The sequence below is a fragment of the Streptomyces sp. NPDC047706 genome, assembly GCF_043204795.1.
Lineage (GTDB): Bacteria > Actinomycetota > Actinomycetes > Streptomycetales > Streptomycetaceae > Streptomyces.
On the sequence record NZ_JBIDCW010000032.1, the window covers coordinates 44,297 to 62,228 of the forward strand.

Consider the following 17,932-nt stretch of genomic DNA (forward strand, 5'->3'; position numbering starts at 1 on the left):
AGGTCCCCATGGCGTTGCGAACCGTGCGCGCGGCCGGTCATGCCTTCACCTCCGCCCGGACTTCCTCCGGCAGATGGAACCGCGCCAGGATCGCCGCCGTTCCCGCCGGGACCCGGCTCGCGGTGGCGAGCGAGACGAGGACCATCGTGAGGAAGCCCAGCGGTACCGACCACAGCGCGGGCCAGGCGAGCAGGGCGTGCAGCGGCCCCGGTCCCGGGAAGCCCGCCATGGTCGCGGCCACCGCCAGGAAGGCCGAACCGCCGCCGACCAGCATCCCGGCCGCCGCGCCTGGCGGGGTCAGCCGCCGCCACCAGATGCCGAGCACCAGCAGCGGGCAGAAGGACGACGCCGACACGGCGAAGGCCAGCCCCACCGCGTCCGCCACCGGCAGCCCACCGACCAGCACGCTCGCCGCGAGGGGCGCCGCCATCGCGAGGACGGTGCCGAGCCGGAAGTGCCGCACGCCCCGCGAGGGCAGGACGTCCTGGGTCAGTACGCCCGCCACCGCCATGGTCAGCCCCGACGCCGTGGACAGGAAGGCGGCGAAGGCCCCGCCCGCGACCAGCGCGCCGAGCAGATCGCCGCCCACGCCGCCGATCATGCGCTCCGGCAGCAGCAGCACCGCCGCGTCCGCGTCGCCGGTCAGGGTGAGTTCGGGGGCGTAGATGCGGCCGAGGGCGCCGTACACCGGCGGCAGCAGGTAGAAGCCGCCGATCAGGGCGAGCACGGCGACCGTCGTCCGGCGGGCGGCGACGCCGTGCGGGCTGGTGTAGAAGCGGACGACGACGTGCGGCAGGCCCATGGTGCCGAGGAAGGTGGCGAGGATCAGTCCGTAGGTGGCGTACAGCGGACGGTCCTCGCGGCGCTCTGCCCGTGACGGCGCCATTCCGCCGCCGCTCGCGGTGTCGGCCGTGGGAATGGGGGTCCCCTTGTCGAAGGTGAGGCGGGTGCCCTGGTCGATGCGGTGGGTGCCGGCCGGGAGGTCCAGCCGCCGCTCCTCGTACCTCCGTCCGTCGACCGTGCCGCTGACCGTCACCGTCAGGGGGCTGTCGAGCCGCAGGTCGAGGCTGTCGTCGACGCGGACGGCACGTTGTTCGCGGAGGGCGGCCGGTTCGTCGAAGGCGTCGCGGGGGGCGCCGTCCCCCTGCCAGGCGAGGACGAGGAAGAGCGCGGGCACCAGCAGGGCGGTGAGCTTCAGCCAGTACTGGAAGGCCTGCACGAAGGTGATGCTGCGCATGCCTCCCGCGGCGACGATCGCGGTGACCACGACGGCGACGATGATCCCGCCCAGCCAGTCGGGCGCCCCGGTCAGTACGGTCAGCGTCAGGCCCGCGCCCTGGAGTTGGGGCAGCAGGTACAGCCAGCCGACGCCGACCACGAAGGCGCCCGCGAGCCGCCGTACCGCCGGGGAGGCGAGGCGGGCCTCGGCGAAGTCGGGCAGCGTGTAGGCGCCGGAGCGGCGCAGCGGAGCGGCGACGAACACGAGGAGGACGAGATATCCGGCGGTGTAGCCGACCGGGTACCAGAGCATGTCCGGACCCTGGACGAGGACCAGTCCCGCGATGCCGAGGAAGGACGCCGCCGAGAGGTACTCCCCGCTGATCGCGGCGGCGTTCAGACGGGGGCCGACGGTGCGCGAGGCGACGTAGAAGTCGGAGGTGGTCCGGGATATGCGCAGACCGAAGGCGCCGACGAGGACGGTGGCCAGGACGACGAGGGCGACGGCGGGGACGGCGTAACCGGAGTACAAGGGCCGTCGTCCTCAGCGGTCCTCGACGAGGCGGACGAAGTCCCGTTCGTTGCGTTCGGCGCGGCTCACGTACCAGCGGGCCAGGAGGACCAGGGGCGCGTACAGGCAGAAGCCGAGGACCAGCCACTCCAGGCGGCGGGCGTCGGGGGCGGTCGCGAACACCAGCGGCAGGGGTCCGACGAGCAGGACGAGGACGGCGGACACCGTCAGTGCGGCGCGGAGTTGGGTGCGCATCAGGGAGCGGACGTAGGTGTGACCGAGAGTGGTCTGCTCGTCGATCTCGGTCTGCGGGCGGTAGTAGCCCGGGGCACGGCGCGCGCCACGGCGTGGGCCGGTGACGACGACCCGGCGTTCGGTGGGTTCCTGGGGCACCGTCACGCCCTCCTCATGAGCAGGTCCCGCAGCTCACGGGCGTGGCGGCGGCTGACCTGGAGTTCCTCGGCACCGACCAGGACGCAGACCGTGCCCGCGTCCAGGCGGAGTTCGCCGATGTGCCGCAGGGCGACCAGGTGACGGCGGTGGATGCGGACGAAGCCGCGCGAGCGCCAGCGGTCCTCCAGGGCGGACAGCGGGATGCGCACCAGGTGGCTGCCCTTGGCGGTGTGCAGCCGGGCGTAGTCGCCCTGGGCCTCGACGTGGGTGATGTCGTCGACGGCGACGAAACGGGTGACGCCGCCGAGTTCCACGGGGATGTGGTCGGGGTCGGGCTCGTGCACGGGGATGCGCGCAGCGGTGCCGCGCCGCTCCGCGGCCCGGCGTACGGCTTCGGCGAGGCGCTCCTTGCGGACCGGTTTGAGGACGTAGTCGACGGCTTTGAGGTCGAAGGCCTGGACGGCGAAGTCCTCGTGCGCGGTGACGAAGACGACCAGCGGGGGCTGGGCGAAGCCGGTCAGCAGACGGGCCAGGTCGAGACCGTCGAGGCCGGGCATGTTGATGTCGAGGAAGACGACGTCGATGGCCTCGGGTCCGTCCGGTCCGCTCTCCAGGGCGCGGGTGATCCGGCGCAGCGCCTCGGTCGCGTCGCCGGCGCCCTCCGCGCTGCCGATCCGCGGGTCCGCGTTCAGCAGGTACACGAGTTCCTCGAGGGAGGGGCGTTCGTCGTCGACAGCCAGGGCACGCAGCATGAACGTGGAGTCTAGGAGCAATTCGTACGCCTGCACACGTCCCGGACGTGGACGTTCTCGCTGGATACAGTGCCCGCATGAACAGCAGGCCGGCGCCCTTCGACGAACTGGACCGGAAGATCATCACCGCGCTGATGGCGAACTCCAGGACGAGCTTCGCCGAGATCGGCGCGGCGATCGGGTTGTCGGCGACCGCGGTGAAGCGCCGGGTGGACCGGCTGCGGGAGACCGGCGTGATCACGGGGTTCACGGCGACCGTGGAGCCGTCGGCGCTGGGCTGGCGTACCGAGGCGTACGTGGAGGTGTACTGCGAGGGCGCGGCCCCGCCGCGGCGGCTGGCCGAGGTGGTGCGGGGCTATCCGGAGATCGCGGCCGCGATGACGGTGACGGGGGGCGCGGACGCGCTGCTGCACGTGCGGGCCCGGGACGTGGAGCACTTCGAGGAGGTGCTGGAGCGGATCCGTACGGAGCCGTTCATCCGCAAGACGATCAGCGTGATGGTGCTGTCCCATCTGATTCCGGAGAGTCCGGAGGCGGGTGCGAGTCAGCCCGCGCCGGAGCGCGCACCAGACGTGCGCTGAGCTCGAGAACTACGCAGCATTGCTGCGTAGACACGCAGCTTTTGTTTCTTGTCGCGCGTCTGCGCCGTTTCTACCGTGGTGTCACCCCCAGTCGACACCGCAGGAAGCGGAGGGACCCCTCTGTGTCCGAAACCCGTGTGCCGCGCCGGCGGCGCTTCCTCGTCTGCGAACCCAGACACTTCGCCGTGCAGTACGCGATCAACCCCTGGATGCATCCCGACGTCCAGGTCGACGTCGGTCTCGCCCAGGAGCAGTGGCGGACCCTGATCCGCGTCTACGAGGACCACGGCCACACGGTCGACTCCGTGCCGCCGGTGCCGGGTCTGCCGGACATGGTCTTCGCCGCCAACTCGGCGGTCGTCGTCGACGGCCGCGTCTTCGGCTCGCTCTTCCACGCGCCCGAGCGGCGCCCCGAGTCCACGCACTACGACACCTGGTTCAAGGGGGCGGGCTTCGACGTCTACCGCCCCGAGAACGTGTGCGAGGGCGAGGGCGACCTCGTCCCGACGGGCCGGTTCGTGCTGGCAGGCACCGGATTCCGCACGACCCGCGAGGCACATCGCGAGGTGCAGGAGTTCCTCGGTGTGCCGGTGATCTCCCTGACCCTGGTGGACCCGTACCTCTACCACCTCGACACGGCGCTGTTCGTGCTCGACGAGGAGAACATCGCGTACTACCCGGAGGCCTTCTCGCCCGGCAGCCGTGAGGTGCTCGCGCGCCTGTACCCGGACGCGGTGCTCGGCACCCGGGAGGACGCGATGGCCTTCGGGCTGAACTCCGTCTCCGACGGACGCCACGTCTTCATCTCACCCCGCGCCGAGGGCCTCGCCGCGCAGCTCGCCGACCGCGGTTACGTGCCCGTGCCGGTGGACCTGTCGGAGTTCCACAAGGCCGGCGGGGGCATCAAGTGCTGCACCCAGGAAATCCGGGAGATCCGTTCATGACCGCACCCGCCCGTACCCGCGACTCCGCCGAGCTGATCCGCGCCGAGGAGCCGGTGCTCGCGCACAACTACCACCCGCTGCCCGTGGTCGTGGCAAGCGCCGAGGGCACCTGGGTCCAGGACGTCGAGGGCCGCAGGTACCTCGACATGCTGGCCGGCTACTCGGCCCTGAACTTCGGCCACCGCCACCCCGCCCTGATCGACGCGGCCCACCGCCAGCTCGACCGCCTCACCCTGACCTCCCGGGCCTTCCACAACGACCGGCTGGCCGACTTCGCGGAGCGGCTGGCCGCGCTGACCGGCCTGGACATGGTGCTGCCCATGAACACGGGCGCCGAGGCCGTCGAGAGCGGCATCAAGGTGGCGCGCAAGTGGGCGTACGACGTGAAGGGCGTCCCCGCCGACCGGGCGACGATCGTGGTCGCCGCGGAGAACTTCCACGGCCGTACGACGACGATCGTGAGCTTCTCGACGGACGAGACGGCACGGGCCGGCTTCGGCCCGTTCACGCCGGGATTCCGGATCGTGCCGTACAACGACCTCGCCGCGCTGGAGGCGGCGGTCGACGAGACGACCGCGGCGGTGCTGATCGAGCCGATCCAGGGCGAGGCGGGCGTGCTGATCCCGGACGACGGCTACCTGGCCGGCGTGCGGGAACTGACCCGGCGCAAGGGGTGCCTGTTCATCGCGGACGAGATCCAGTCCGGCCTCGGGCGTACGGGCCGGACGCTCGCCGTCGAGCACGAGGGCGTCGTCCCCGACATGCTGCTCCTCGGCAAGGCGCTGGGCGGGGGCATCGTGCCGGTGTCGGCGGTGGTCGCGCGCCGTGAGGTGCTCGGGGTGCTGCGGCCGGGTGAGCACGGTTCGACGTTCGGCGGCAACCCGCTGGCCGCCGCGGTCGGTACGGCGGTCGTCGAACTGCTTCAGACGGGGGACTTCCAGCGCCGCGCCGCGGAGCTGGGCGTGGTGCTGCGGGGCGGCCTGGAGGAACTGGTCGGCAAGGGCGTCGTGGGATTCCGGGCGCGGGGGCTGTGGGCGGGCGTCGACATCGACCCGGCGATCGGCACCGGGCGCGAGATCAGCGAACGCCTGATGCGCGAGGGCGTCCTGGTGAAGGACACCCACGGGTCCACCATCCGGCTGGCCCCGCCGCTGACCGTCACCGGCGAGGAGCTGCGGTCGGCACTGGATGCGTTGGGGACGGTGCTCGGCCAGGCCTGAGGGGCGGGGCGGCGCGGGCCGGAGGCACCTTCGCGGTCCCGCCCGCGCCGCCCGTTCCGCTCCCCCGCGCCGCGCGTTCCGCTCCTCCGTGCCGCGCCGCGCCGCACGTCCCGCTCCCTCCCCGGCCGTGCACCGTCGGCCCGCCCCCTGCCGGGCCGTACGGCACCGCCACCGTGCGGCCCCACCTGGTCCTGGACCTTCCCCGGCCCTGGACCTCCCGGGACCGCACCACACCGCCCGGCACCCCGTTCCGCCGGACCGCCCCGGGACCGCACCACACCGCCCGGCACCCCGTTCCGCCGGACCGCCCCGCGCCGGCCGCACCGCCTCAGAGGCCTCCACCCGCCGCACCGGCCGCACCGTCTCAGAGGCTCCCCACCGGCCGCGCCGCCCCACCGGACCACCCCCCGCCGCCACACCGCCGTCACCGCGCAAGCCCACACCACCGCTCCCCTCAAGGAGCCACCCCGGCCACCGCTTGCCCACCCGCTCCTCCCGGTGGCGGGCGCTCACGCGGCAGCCCCGCCCCCGCAGGGGTGAAGATGGGGGCAAGAGGTGGTAGACCACTCTCAGCGACAGAGAGGTCAACGGTGGGCACATACGAGGAGCGCGACGTCGACCGTCGGCCGTTCGACGTGGCGGACGCCGCTCCCGTCCTGCTCGACGCCCGGGGCGTCGTGACGAGCTGGACCAGGGACGCCCAGCGCCTGCTGGGCTACCCGCCCGCCGAGGCCGTCGGCCGTGGCATCGCCGAACTGCTGGCCTCCGAGGACGCCTCGCGGGTGCCGGAGCTGGTCGAGCGGTGCCGAAGGGAAGGCGGCTGGGCGGGCCTGCTGACCGCCCGGCGCGCCGACGGCTCGCCGCTGCGCGTGATGGTCCGGGTCACCTCGGCGCTGGAGACTCAGGGTCCGTCCCGCTGGCTGGTGCTGATGTCGGAGCTGGCCGGGGCTCCCGGCTGGGACATGAGCCGCACCATGCTGGAGCAGATGGTGACCCGGTCCTCGGTCGGCGTAGCGATCGTCGACACCGACCTGCGCTTCGTCTGGTCGAACCCGGCTCTCGCCCAGTTCGGCGGCGGCCCGCCCGACCGCAGGCTGGGCCTGCGACTGGCCGACATCCAGCCGGGCCTGGACACCGAGGCGATCGAGGCGCAGATGCGGCACGTACTGGCGACCGGCGATCCTGTCGCCGGCTACGAGCTCGTGGGCCACGTGCGCGCCGCCCCGTTCCGCGAGACCGCGCAGATGATGTCGTTCACCCGGCTCGACGACGGGCACGGCCATCCGATGGGCGTGTACTACACCGTCCAGGACATCACCGACCGGCACCGCGACCGCCGGCGCCTGGCCCTGCTCGACCGGGCGGGCGAGCGCATCGGCCGCACTCTCGACATCACGGTGACCGCGCAGGAGCTGGCCGACGTGGCGGTGCCCGAGCTCGCCGACTTCGTCACCGTCGACCTGCTGGAGTCGGTGCTGCGCGGCGGGGAACCGGAACCCGGGCCGCCGAGCGACACGGACCGGGTGCCGCTGCGCCGGGCGGGTCAGCGCTCGCTGGACCGGACCGTGCTGGACGCCGTCGTGGGGATCGGCGAGGTGGCGACGTATCTCGCCGGGTCACCGCCGATCCGCTCCCTGACGACGGGCATGCCCTGGCGTGAGGCACGGCTCGACCCGCTCGCCGAGGAGTGGACCACGGAGACACGCGGCGGCCGGCGGTCCATCTTCCTGGAGCTGGGCCTGCACAGCGCGATGATCGTGCCGATCCGCGCGCGGGGCGTCACCCTCGGCGTCACCACCTTCTTCCGGCGCCGCCGGCACGAGCCCTTCGACGAGGGCGACCTGAGTCTGGCCGAGGACCTCGTCTCCCGGGCGGCCGTCTGCGTCGACAACGCCCGGCGCTACACCCGCGAGCGTGACGCGGCCCTGGTGCTGCAGCGCAGCCTGCTGCCGCACCGGCTGCCGGAGCAGGCAGCCGTGGAGGTGACGGCCTGCTACCGGCCCGCCGACGAGCTGACCGGCATCGGAGGGGACTGGTACGACCTGATCCCGCTCTCGGGGGCGCGGGTCGCCCTGGTGGTGGGCGAGGTGGCCGGGCACGGCATCCAGGCGGCCGCGGCCATGGGACGGCTGAGGACCGCCGTACGCACCCTCGCCGCGCTGGATCTGAGGCCGGAGGAGGTGCTCGGCCATCTGGACGACCTGGTGGCCATGGGAGCCCCCGACGACGGTGTCGTACCGGACGCGGGCGCTGCCGACGGCTGGCAGGGCGGACCGCTGGGGGACGGTTCCGTCGGGTCCGGCTGCCTGTACGTCGTCTACGACCCGGTCGAGGGGCGGTGCACGATGGCCGCGGCGGGGCATCCGGCGCCGGCGGTCATCGGGGCCGACGGCAAGGTCGTGTTCATGGATCTTCCGCAGGGTCCCCCGCTCGGCGTGGGCGGACCGCCGTTCGAGTCGGTGGAGGTGACGCTGGCGGAGGGCAGCACGCTCGTGCTGCACACCGACGGGCTGCTGGCCAGCGGCGACGAGGCGTGGGCGATCGACGTGGGCCGGGACCGGCTGCGGGCTGCGCTGGAGCGGCCGGCGCCCTCGCTCGAACAGCGCTGCCGGGCGGTGGTCGACGCCCTGGTGCCCGCGCGCCCCTACGACGACGTGGCCCTGCTGCTGGCACGCACCCGGCTGCTCGGCGCCGGCCAGGTGGCGAGCTGGGAGCTGCCGGTCGACCCTGCCGTGGTCGCCGACGCCCGCAGGACGGCCTGCCGGCAGCTGTCCGAGTGGGGGCTGGACGAACTCGCCTTCACCACAGAGCTGGTGGTGAGCGAGCTGGTCACCAACGTCATCCGGCACGCCGTCGGCCCGATCCGGCTGCGGCTGATCAGGGCGGGCACACTGGTCTGCGAGGTGTTCGACAGCGGCGCCACCGCACCGCATCTGCGCCATCCCCGCACCACGGACGAGGGCGGGCGCGGGCTGCTGCTGGTCTCGCAGCTCACCCAGCGGTGGGGTACCCGGTTCGTCCCCGACGGCAAGGTCATCTGGGCGGAACAGCCGCTGACGGGCCTTCCGGACTGACGCGGCGGGCCCGTCACCGTCCTGGCGAGGAAAGCCGGGGACCGTCCGGCCGGGCCCGCACTCCTCACCCGGAGCAGCGCCGGCCGGCTGCCGCCGGTGCCGGTGCGCACCGGCGGACGCGCCGGGTTCACCGGCGGCCGGCGACACCGGCGGCACCGTGCCGACCGGCGTACGGCTCCGGCCGTTCCTCCGCCTGCTACGGCTTGCGTGCCACCGCGCCGTACATGGCGATGTCCTCGTCGAGGATGCCCTCCTCGCCCGTGCCGTCCGGGCGCCACTTGTGGACCTGGACGATGCCGGGTTCGACGAGTTCCAGGCCGTCGAAGAACCCGTGGGCCTCGTCGAGGGTGCGCAGCCGCATCGGCATGTTGCGGGCGGCGTACTCGCGGGCGACGCGGCCCACCTCCTCCGGCGCGAACTCGGCCGTGCCGATGGACATCGCCAGGTAGCTGCCCGAGGGCAGCTGCTCCAGGAGGCGGCGGACGATGGCGACCGCGTCGTCCTCGTCCAGGATGAAGTGGACGATCGCGATCACGGTGAGGGCCACCGGCTGGGTGAGGTCGAGGGTGTCGCGCAGTTCCGCGGCGTCCAGGATGGTGCCCGGGTCGCGGAAGTCGGCCTCGATGTAGGCCGTCCGGCCCTCGGGGGAGCTGGCGAGCAGGCCCTGGGAGAGGGTGAGGACGATCGGGTCGTTGTCGACGTAGACGACGCGCGACTCGGGCGCCACCGCCTGCGCGATCTCGTGCAGGTTCGGTGAGGTGGGTATGCCGGTGCCGATGTCCAGGAACTGGCGCATGCCCGCCTCCTCGGCGAGCCAGCGCACGGCGCGGTTCATCCAGTCGCGGTTGGCCCGCATGTGGATGGGCAGGGCGGGCCACTCGCGGGACATGGCGTCGCCCGCCTCCTGGTCCGCGGGGTAGTAGTCCTTGCCACCGAGGATGTAGTCGTAGATCCGCGCGGAGTGCGCGTTCTCGGTGTCGATGCGGTCGGCCGGCCATCCGTTGTCAGGCAACGCCGTGTCTCCCATTCGGGTCGGGGGGTGCGGGGAACGCTCAGCAACATCAATGGGGGCGATGAGCCCGGGAACAGGTGAGGAGAGCGCGTCGGACGAGGGGACGATCAGAGCAGGAAGTCGGCCTCGCCCGACTTCACTCCCGTCAGGAAACTCGACACCTCGAGGGGTGTGAAGACCAGCGCCGGTCCCTCGGGGTCGGTCGACTGACGGACGGCGACCCGCCCGTCGGCGAGTTTCAGCACTTCCACACAGGCGCCTCCGGCGTCGTCGCTCCACGGCTTGGACCAGCCCTGGGCACCCAGTTCGGGGGCGGGGATGCCGTTGTGTACGGGGCGTGTGGGGTGGTGCACGTCAGAGCTCCTTGCGAATAGCGCCGAGTTGGGCCTCGGTCTTGCCGGCGGGCGCCGCCTGGGCGCCCAGCCGGTCCAGGGCCTCGCGGTACACCACGACGTCGTCGCTTTTGTCCAGGTAGACCGCGCCCACCAGGCCGTTGAGATAGACGATGTCGGGCAGTTCACGCGCCCGGAACCGGAAGAGGTGGAACGCGCCCGCCCGCATGGCCGGGTGCGGCCCGTTCGAGAACCGCATGATCTGCACGGTCACATGTGGCAGCCGGTTCATCTCGATCAGATGGTCGACCTGCGCGCGCATCACGTCCGCGCCGCCGACCGGCCAGCGCAGCACGGTCTCGTCCATCACGACCCACAGTCGCGGCGGCGCCTGACGGCTCAGCAGCTCCTGGCGCCGCATCCGCAGCGCGACCCGGCGTTCGGTCGCCTCGGCCGGGGCGTGCGGGTTGCCGGCCCCGAGCAGCGCGCGGGCGTAGCTCTCCGTCTGCAGCAGCCCGTGCACGAACTGGTTCTCGTAGGCGCGGATCTGCAACGCCGCCTGCTCCAGGCTCAGATACGCGGCGAACCAGTCCGGCAGCACGTCCCGGTAGGTGTGCCACCAGCCGCGCTTGTTGGCCTCCCGGACCGACTTCAGGAACGTGTCGATCTCCTGCTGGTCCGTCACGCCGTAGATCTGGAGGAGCTTCTCCGCGTCCGGGAGCCGGAGGCGGGCCACCTTGGCGGCCTCCATCCGGCGGATCGTGGAGTGGCTGACGCCGATGGCCGCGCCCGCCTGCTCGTAGGTCAGTCCGGCCCGGGTCCGCAACTCCTCCAGTTGTCTGCCGAGGATCATGCGCAGCACGGAGGGGGCGCCGCCCCAGTCGGTCTCCGCGGTCACGCCCTACCTCCTCACACCGTCGGCTCCAGGGCCACCGTCTCACGCGGTCACTTGTGGAGTGTCATTCGATCGTTTCCCGGCGAGAGCAGCATGCACCTGGCCAATTGCAATTTTCAACTTGCCGCTTGCGAGCGGTTGTCGGCGAGTGCAACAGTGGGATCACTGTCCCCGGCTCTCCGAACAGGGCGGCGGACCGGTCCAGTTGGGGGAGACCCGGTCACAACGCGCTGTCGGGCGGCGCGGTTCGCACCCCCGTCCCCACCCCGCGCAGCCAGCCGGTGCGACAGCAGTACGGCGATGACGCACATGGCAGACGAAAGGCGTACGGCATTGGCTCCGCCCTCCCTCCCCCACCCACTGGACCACCTGCCCGGCCACGGACTGCCCGACCGTCCGCCCGCCGCACGACAGACACTCCAGCCGTCCGCCGCCTGCCCCCTGCCGCTGCCCGGCCCGGAGCTCACGCTCGGGGCGCCGTCGAAGGCGGCACCCTCCCCGCCGGCATCCGCGGGCGGGTTCACCGGTCGACTCCCCGGGCCGCCTGGCCCGGGCCGGCTCGCCGCCGGGGACCGGACCGCCCACCGCGCGCACAGCTTCGTCCTGCCGGCGGCCCCGGAGTCGGCCGGTGCGGCCCGACAGGCCGTGCGCCGGACACTTACGTCGTGGCACTCCCACCCCGACGACGTCGACAACGCTGTCCTGGTCACCTCGGAGCTGGTCACCAACGCCGTGACGCACTCGGGCAGCGAGCGGATCGTGTGCCGGCTGCACTCCACCGGGCTCCGGCTCCGCGTCGAGGTCGAGGACCAGAACCTCGGCTCCACCCTCCCGGCGCCCCGGCAGGCCTGCCCCGACGACGAGAACGGCCGCGGGCTGCTCCTCGTCGAGGCGGTCTGCGACGGCTGGGGAGCCGGACCCGCCCCGAACGGTTCCGGACGCATCGTCTGGGCCGAGCTGACGACCTCCTTCCTCCACCCCTTAACGAGCGTCCCCACCGCACCCCCCGCCCGGTCCGTCCCCCACTCGGCCGAAGGACCCGCACCGCATGTTCCGACCGCACAGCCGTGACCCGCACCCGTACCGCTCCGCGGCGACGCTCCGCCCCACGCCCGTCCGGCGTGAGCCGTCCCGCCTCCCGATCCCCCCGCAACTCCCCACGAGCCTCGGGTACGACGCCGTGGGAACTCCCCGGGAACACGGTGAGAGCATCCTCGACGCCCTCCCCCGGGTGGGCTGCGTCTTCGCCGACGACCGGCACTGGTGGTGGATCGTCCCGTCCGGATCGCACATCGGCATCACCTGGCCGCCGAGCACCACGTACGCGATCGGCGCCCGGATGGGCGACCCGTCCTGGACGGTCACCCGGCCGCGGCCGGGCACGAGCCACCCGCGCCTGATCCACTCCCCGATGGACGGCTCGCCCTACACGCCTCCGATACCGCTGTACTTCCTCACCTGCCGCCTCACCGGCAGCAGCCCGCGCTGGTCGCTCGGCGCCACCGAATGAAGAGCCACCGGTACGACGCACACCCCCGGTGTCGTACCGGTTTCCCACCCTCCCGCCCGCGCCTAGACTGACACCTCACGACGTGCTGGTTGACCTGCGAGAACGCTGCGGGGCGCCGAACCGACGGAGTGAGGAGCCACCCGTTGTTCTACCACCTGCTCAAATACGTCCTTCTCGGCCCGCTTCTGAGACTGGTCTTCCGGCCCCGGATCGAGGGCCTGGAGCACGTGCCGACGTCGGGGCCGGCGATCGTCGCGGGCAACCATCTGTCGTTCTCGGACCACTTCCTGATGCCGGCGATCCTCAGGCGCCGGATCACCTTCCTCGCGAAGGCCGAGTACTTCACCGGGCCCGGCGTCAAGGGCCGGCTGACAGCGGCGTTCTTCCGCAGCGCCGGGCAGATCCCGGTCGACCGCTCCGGCAAGGACGCCGGTCAGGCCGCGATCCGCGAGGGCCTCGGGGTGCTGGGCAAGGACGAGCTGCTCGGCATCTACCCGGAGGGCACCCGCTCGCACGACGGCCGCCTCTACAAGGGCAAGGTCGGCGTCGCGGTCATGGCCCTCAAGGCCGGGGTCCCGGTCGTCCCGTGCGCGATGATCGGCACCTTCGAGGCCCAGCCGCCGGGCAGGGTCGTGCCCCGCATCCACCCCGTCGTCATCCGCTTCGGCCGGCCTCTCGACTTCTCGCGCTACGCCGGCATGGAGAACGAGAAGGCCGTCCTGCGCGCCGTCACCGACGAGATCATGTACGCCATCCTGATGCTGTCCGAACAGGAGTACGTCGACCAGTACGCGGCCGTCGTCAAGGCGGAGTCCGCGCGGCAGGCGGAGCAGCGGGAGCGGAGGTTCCGGCGGCTGCCGCTCAGCTGACCTCTGCTCTCAGCCGAACTCCCTGGCCCGCCAGGTCGTCGCGGCCTACGGTCGCCTCATGGGACGTGCTGTGGTGATCGGAGCGACAGGCCAGATCGGGCGCCCGGCGGTGCGGGCACTCGCACATGACGGCTGGGAGGTGACGGCCGCTTCCCGGCGCGGCGGTCGGGACGCGGCCTGGCCCGCGCACGTGCGGGCGGCACGGCTGGACCGGGACGACGACGCGGCACTGGCAGCGCTGGTCGGCGAGGGTTCGCTCGCCGGATCGTCACCCGAACGACGCCAGCGCCTCGTCCAGCGTGCGCCGCAGGCGCAGCGCGTCCCGCGCGACAGCTGTCACCAGCACGGCGGGCCCCGCGAGCGGCAGCACCGCGGCGCCCTCCCCCAGTACCCGGACCGCCGCCGGGCGCTCGGCGAACTCCGGGCGTACGACGACCAGTTGCCCGACGGCACGATGACCACCGAGCCCCGCCGGGCCGTCCCAGCCACCCGGGGCGCCCGGACCGCAGGACAGCTCCTGGTCGAGGACGGTCCGCCCGGCGACCCGCACCGACAGACGGCTGGTGAGCCGTCCGGGTTCCTCACCGGCGCGGCCGAGCACCTGCTCCTCACGCAGGACGAGACGGGCGGCCGGGCCGAGATCGGCCCGGATGCGCACGTACAGGTCACTGTCCCGAGCGGCGATCAACTGCTCGGGCAGCCAGTGCAGTTCGCCGCCGTCGGCCACGGTGAGGCGGACGTCGTAGCGGGCCCCGCCCTTGGCCTGCCCCGGCAGCGCGAGGGTGGCGGCGGCCGACCCGACGCGCAGCCGGGCGCCCGTCTCCACGGCGGCCTCGACCACGAGGTGGTCGCCACCGAGGGGGCCGCTCATCGCACCGACCAGCACCACCCGGGCCTCGCCCGCGCTCCCCCGCGTCCGGCGCGGCGCCAGCGGCCCCTCGCCCGCCAGCACGGGCAGCGCCGTTCCGCCCCGTCCGTCGGGGCGGGCGGCGATCCGGGCGGTGGCGCGCACCCCGGTCGCCGTCGCACTCACGCCGTCCACGAGGCGAGTCGCCCGCGCACCCACTCGGCCACGTCCCGCACGCCGGCGTCCTCGCGGAGCGACTGGAACACGACGGGCAGTTCGGCGCGCTGGGCCTTGGCGTCGGCGGCCATCCGGGCCAGGTCGGAGCCGACGTAGGGGGCGAGGTCGGTCTTGTTGACCACGAGCAGGTCGGCGGTGGTGACGCCGGGGCCGCCCTTGCGCGGGATGTCGTCTCCGCCGGCCACGTCGATGACGAAGACCTGCGCGTCGACGAGGCCCTTGGAGAAGGTGGCGGTGAGGTTGTCCCCACCGGACTCGACCAGGATCAGGTCCAGCGGCCCGGCCTCGTCCTCCAGGTCCTCGACGGCTTCGAGGTTGGCGGAGATGTCGTCCCGGATCGCGGTGTGCGGACAGGCCCCCGTCTCCACCGCGGTGATCCGCTCCGGCGGCAGCACGGCCTCCCGCAGCAGGAACTCGGCGTCCTCGCGCGTGTAGATGTCGTTCGTGACGACGGCCAGGGAGAGCTCGTCTCGCAAGGCCCGGCAGAGCGCGGCGACGGTGGCGGTCTTCCCGGATCCCACGGGCCCCCCGAGCCCGATCCGCAACGCCCGCCGCCGCCCGTCACCCCGGTACGCGTCGGCGCTGACGGCACCGGGGCCGTCGTGAAAGTGGTCGAGATGCATGAAGGCTCCTTCTGGCGGGGCTGAGACGGACGGCCTGCCCGGCGTTCACGGGACGAGGCCGTCGAAGCGGGAACGGGAGCACGGGGCGCGGCCTCGTGGGGGGACACAGGCAGAGGTCCCTGGGGTGGCCCCGGCGCGGGGACCCAAGCGGCGGCAGCCACGGGATGGGACCGGTAAGGGCAGGGGAGCAGGACATGCTCATGACGCGAACAACCGCACGCCCCACCCCGCATGCACCTCCGCCCCGATCTCCAGCAGCGGCGCCGAAGCCGCGGGCAACGCGTCGGCCCCCTCGTGGACGACACCCCGCGCCACCTCCCCAGCCCGCTGCGCGACGCGGTCCACCTCCGGCGCCAGCCGGGCCAGCACCGCGGACGCCTCGAACGGATCCAGACTCAGCAGCCGCACCGTCGCACCGGCCGGCCCACTCACACACTCGTACGCCGCGCAGTGGGCGGCATCGGCCTCCCCCAGCCCCGCCGCCCGCGCCGCGAGCCCCAGCACCACCGGCTGATGCGCCCCCTTGGGAAACGCCCGCGCCACGGCGTCGAGCTCACCCGACGGCCAGGTGGCCCGCGCGGCCCGCAGCAGTTGCCGCCCCAGCCTGCGCGCGGCGACCCGCAGCGCCGGTGACGGCGTCCGCGCGTCCGCCGCGGCGTCCAGCTCCGCCGGATCGACACCGAGCGCCGCCGCCGCGGCGAGGGCGGCCGACACCAGCCCCGCCGTGTGCAGCCGGCCCCGGCAGAAGGCCTCCAGGCTCCTCGCGTCGGAGACCCGCCCCGCCTTCACCGCGGCCTCGGCCCCGCCGGAGTGCGCGTGCCCCCCGGCGGGGAACCGGCCGTCGGCCAGGACGAGAAGCGCCGTCCGTGACATCCCAGCACCTCGTCTCAGAACAGGAAGTAGCGCTGAGCCATGGGAAGTTCGGCGGCCGGCGCCGCCTCGACCAGTTCCCCGTCGATACGCACGGCGAAGCTGTCGGGGTCGATGCGCACATCGGGCCGGGCGTCGTTCTCACGCATGTCGGCCTTGGTCACGCCGCGCGTCGAGTCGATGGCGACGAACCGCTTGCCGAGCCCGAGCCGCCCCGGCAGCCCGTCCTCGACGGCGAGCGGCGCCACGAAGTTGAACGAGTTCGAGCCCGGCGCCCGCCCGATCGCCCCGTACATCGGCCGGGGCAGAATCGGCTGCGGCGTCGGAATCGACGCGTTGGCGTCGCCCATCTGCGCGTAGGCGATCTGCCCGCCCTTGAGGACGAGGTGCGGCCTGACACCGAAGAAGGCCGGCTCCCAGAGCACCAGGTCGGCGAGTTTCCCGGGCTCCACGGAACCCACCTCGCGCGCGAGGCCCTGCGCGAGCGCCGGGTTGATCGTGTACTTGGCGACATAGCGACGTACCCGGCGGTTGTCCGCCCGTCCGTCACCGGGCAGCGCGCCCCGCCGCCGCTTCATCACATGGGCGGTCTGCCAGGTCCGCATGACGACCTCGCCGACCCGGCCCATCGCCTGTGAGTCCGACGAGATGATCGAGATCGCGCCCAGGTCGTGCAGTATGTCCTCCGCCCCGATCGTCGAGGGCCGGATCCGGGACTCGGCGAAGGCCAGATCCTCCGGCACCGCCGGGTTGAGGTGGTGGCACACCATCAGCATGTCGAGGTGTTCCTCGGTGGTGTTGACGGTGAAGGGCCGCGTCGGGTTCGTCGAACTGGGCAGCACATGCGGCTCGGAGACGACCGTCATGATGTCGGGAGCGTGCCCGCCGCCCGCGCCCTCGGTGTGGTAGGCGTGGATGCCGCGCCCGGCGATCGCGGCCAGTGTGTCGCCGACGAAGCCGGCCTCGTTGAGGGTGTCGGTGTGGATGGCGACCTGGACGCCGGTCCGCTCGGCGACGGTCAGCGCGGCGTCGATGACGGCCGGGGTGGAGCCCCAGTCCTCGTGCAGCTTCAGGCCGAGTGCGCCGCCGCGGATCTGCGACAGCATCGCCTCGTGGGAGACGGTGTTGCCCTTGCCGAGGAGGCCGACGTTGAGCGGGTAGTGCTCCATCGCCTCCAGCATCCGGGCCAGATGCCAGGGTCCGGGCGTGACCGTGGTCGCCTTGGAGCCCTCGGCCGGTCCGGTGCCGCCGCCGACGAGGGTGGTGATGCCCGCGGACAGCGCCTCGTCGGCGATCTGCGGGCAGATGAAGTGGACGTGCGCGTCGATCGCCCCGGCCGTCACGATCCGCCCGTTGCCCGCGATGACCTCGGTCTCCGGTCCGACGACCAGCTCCGGATGCACACCGTCCATGGTGTCGGGGTTGCCCGCCTTGCCGATCCCGGTGATCCGGCCGTCGCGGATGCCGATGTCGGCCTTGACGATTCCCCAGTGGTCGATGATCACGGCACCCGTGACGACGGTGTCGGGCGTGCCCTCCGCGCGCGTGGCACGGGCCTGGCCCATGGACTCGCGGATCACCTTGCCGCCTCCGAACACCGCCTCGTCACCGGCGAGTCCGGGCCCTCCGCTGCGGTCCTCCTCGATCTCGACGAGCAGATCGGTGTCGGCGAGCCGGATGCGGTCGCCGGTCGTCGGCCCGAACAGGTCGGCGTACGCGGCACGCGGGATCTCAGGCATCGAGGGCGCCTCCGGTCTCCCCGCGCAGTCCGGGCACCACGCGGGCGCCGGCGATCGGGACGAGTTCGACGTCGACCGGGATGCCGGGCTCGAAGCGTACGGCCGTACCGGCGGCGACGTTGAGCCGCTTGCCGCGCGCGGCGGCGCGGTCGAACTCCAGGCCGGGGTTGGCCTCGGCGAAGTGGTAGTGGGAGCCGACCTGGACGGGCCGGTCGGCGGCGTTGAGCACGGTGAGGCGGGTGACCGCGCGCCCCGCGTTGCAGGCGATCGGGCCGTCGGCGAACAGGATCTCTCCGGGAATCATC

General features: G+C 73.0%; 18 protein-coding genes and 1 pseudogene. 8 read left to right on the forward strand and 11 right to left on the reverse strand.

Features of this window, described 5'->3' with window-relative positions; translation table 11 throughout:
• Nucleotides 1-37 precede the first annotated feature (37 nt).
• The 3 genes from ACGF8A_RS30105 to ACGF8A_RS30115 are packed head-to-tail and all read right to left on the reverse strand — an operon-like array spanning nucleotide 38 to nucleotide 2,874.
• Entirely contained in the window at nucleotides 38-1,750 is a 1,713-nt protein-coding gene (locus ACGF8A_RS30105) for a cation acetate symporter (RefSeq protein WP_393113375.1), read from the reverse strand.
• 12 nt (nucleotides 1,751-1,762) lie between these two features.
• Entirely contained in the window at nucleotides 1,763-2,122 is a 360-nt protein-coding gene (locus tag ACGF8A_RS30110; RefSeq protein ID WP_393113428.1) for a hypothetical protein, read from the reverse strand.
• Between the two features lie 2 nt (nucleotides 2,123-2,124).
• Nucleotides 2,125-2,874: a LytR/AlgR family response regulator transcription factor gene (locus ACGF8A_RS30115; protein WP_393113377.1), complete on the reverse strand. Its 750-nt coding sequence runs from the start codon at nucleotides 2,872-2,874 to the stop codon at nucleotides 2,125-2,127.
• Nucleotides 2,875-2,951: 77 nt separating this feature from the next.
• Between ACGF8A_RS30115 and ACGF8A_RS30120 the strand changes: the two genes are divergently transcribed.
• The 4 genes from ACGF8A_RS30120 to ACGF8A_RS30135 all read left to right on the forward strand — a co-directional run bounded on the left by ACGF8A_RS30120 (nucleotide 2,952) and on the right by ACGF8A_RS30135 (nucleotide 8,693).
• Entirely contained in the window at nucleotides 2,952-3,455 is a 504-nt protein-coding gene (locus ACGF8A_RS30120) for an Lrp/AsnC family transcriptional regulator (RefSeq protein WP_393113378.1), read from the forward strand.
• 122 nt (nucleotides 3,456-3,577) lie between these two features.
• The gene (gene ddaH, locus ACGF8A_RS30125) at nucleotides 3,578-4,399 is read left to right on the forward strand and encodes a dimethylargininase (RefSeq protein WP_393113379.1); all 822 of its coding nucleotides are present in this window, start codon (nucleotides 3,578-3,580) and stop codon (nucleotides 4,397-4,399) included.
• Nucleotides 4,396-5,619: an ornithine--oxo-acid transaminase gene (gene rocD, locus ACGF8A_RS30130; RefSeq protein WP_393113380.1), complete on the forward strand. Its 1,224-nt coding sequence runs from the start codon at nucleotides 4,396-4,398 to the stop codon at nucleotides 5,617-5,619. Before ddaH ends, rocD begins: the two co-directional genes overlap by 4 nt.
• Nucleotides 5,620-6,209: 590 nt before the next feature.
• Nucleotides 6,210-8,693 (forward strand): SpoIIE family protein phosphatase, encoded by a 2,484-nt coding sequence (locus ACGF8A_RS30135; protein ID WP_393113382.1) that lies wholly within the window; start codon nucleotides 6,210-6,212, stop codon nucleotides 8,691-8,693.
• Nucleotides 8,694-8,889: 196 nt separating this feature from the next.
• Here the strand turns inward: ACGF8A_RS30135 and ACGF8A_RS30140 are convergent, their stop codons facing one another.
• The 3 genes from ACGF8A_RS30140 to ACGF8A_RS30150 form a co-directional block, all read right to left on the reverse strand.
• A complete protein-coding gene (locus tag ACGF8A_RS30140) occupies nucleotides 8,890-9,705 on the reverse strand; it encodes an SAM-dependent methyltransferase (RefSeq protein WP_393113383.1) in 816 nt (271 codons plus the stop codon).
• A 107-nt stretch (nucleotides 9,706-9,812) separates the two neighbouring features.
• The gene (locus tag ACGF8A_RS30145; protein WP_393113384.1) at nucleotides 9,813-10,058 is read right to left on the reverse strand and encodes a DUF397 domain-containing protein; all 246 of its coding nucleotides are present in this window, start codon (nucleotides 10,056-10,058) and stop codon (nucleotides 9,813-9,815) included.
• A gap of 1 nt (nucleotide 10,059) precedes the next feature.
• Nucleotides 10,060-10,935, reverse strand: a complete 876-nt coding sequence (locus tag ACGF8A_RS30150) for a helix-turn-helix domain-containing protein (RefSeq protein WP_393113385.1) — start codon at nucleotides 10,933-10,935, stop codon at nucleotides 10,060-10,062.
• Nucleotides 10,936-11,241: 306 nt separating this feature from the next.
• Here ACGF8A_RS30150 and ACGF8A_RS30155 point away from each other — a divergent pair, with 306 nt between their 5' ends.
• The 4 genes and pseudogenes from ACGF8A_RS30155 to ACGF8A_RS30170 all read left to right on the forward strand — a co-directional run.
• Nucleotides 11,242-12,003, forward strand: a complete 762-nt coding sequence (locus ACGF8A_RS30155) for an ATP-binding protein (protein WP_393113386.1) — start codon at nucleotides 11,242-11,244, stop codon at nucleotides 12,001-12,003.
• Entirely contained in the window at nucleotides 11,981-12,442 is a 462-nt protein-coding gene (locus ACGF8A_RS30160) for a hypothetical protein (protein WP_393113387.1), read from the forward strand. The genes ACGF8A_RS30155 and ACGF8A_RS30160 overlap by 23 nt, the downstream gene beginning before the upstream one ends.
• A 143-nt stretch (nucleotides 12,443-12,585) precedes the next feature.
• Nucleotides 12,586-13,311 carry a lysophospholipid acyltransferase family protein gene (locus tag ACGF8A_RS30165; protein WP_393113388.1) on the forward strand — a complete coding sequence of 242 codons (726 nt, stop codon included), beginning with the start codon at nucleotides 12,586-12,588 and terminating at the stop codon, nucleotides 13,309-13,311.
• 70 nt (nucleotides 13,312-13,381) lie between these two features.
• Nucleotides 13,382-13,564: pseudogene (locus ACGF8A_RS30170) on the forward strand (NAD-dependent epimerase/dehydratase family protein); the annotation flags it as partial.
• A 15-nt stretch (nucleotides 13,565-13,579) separates the two neighbouring features.
• On the opposite strand, the gene ACGF8A_RS30175 reads toward ACGF8A_RS30170, so the two are convergent.
• The 5 genes from ACGF8A_RS30175 to ACGF8A_RS30195 form a co-directional block, all read right to left on the reverse strand.
• Nucleotides 13,580-14,353 (reverse strand): urease accessory protein UreD, encoded by a 774-nt coding sequence (locus ACGF8A_RS30175; protein ID WP_393113389.1) that lies wholly within the window; start codon nucleotides 14,351-14,353, stop codon nucleotides 13,580-13,582.
• The gene (gene ureG, locus ACGF8A_RS30180) at nucleotides 14,341-15,018 is read right to left on the reverse strand and encodes an urease accessory protein UreG (RefSeq protein ID WP_393113391.1); all 678 of its coding nucleotides are present in this window, start codon (nucleotides 15,016-15,018) and stop codon (nucleotides 14,341-14,343) included. Before ureG ends, ACGF8A_RS30175 begins: the two co-directional genes overlap by 13 nt.
• A 198-nt stretch (nucleotides 15,019-15,216) precedes the next feature.
• Nucleotides 15,217-15,891 carry an urease accessory protein UreF gene (locus ACGF8A_RS30185; RefSeq protein WP_393113392.1) on the reverse strand — a complete coding sequence of 225 codons (675 nt, stop codon included), beginning with the start codon at nucleotides 15,889-15,891 and terminating at the stop codon, nucleotides 15,217-15,219.
• Between the two features lie 14 nt (nucleotides 15,892-15,905).
• Entirely contained in the window at nucleotides 15,906-17,627 is a 1,722-nt protein-coding gene (locus ACGF8A_RS30190) for an urease subunit alpha (protein ID WP_393113394.1), read from the reverse strand.
• Nucleotides 17,620-17,931: an urease subunit beta gene (locus ACGF8A_RS30195; protein WP_393113395.1), complete on the reverse strand. Its 312-nt coding sequence runs from the start codon at nucleotides 17,929-17,931 to the stop codon at nucleotides 17,620-17,622. The genes ACGF8A_RS30190 and ACGF8A_RS30195 overlap by 8 nt, the downstream gene beginning before the upstream one ends.
• Nucleotide 17,932: the final 1 nt, after the last annotated feature.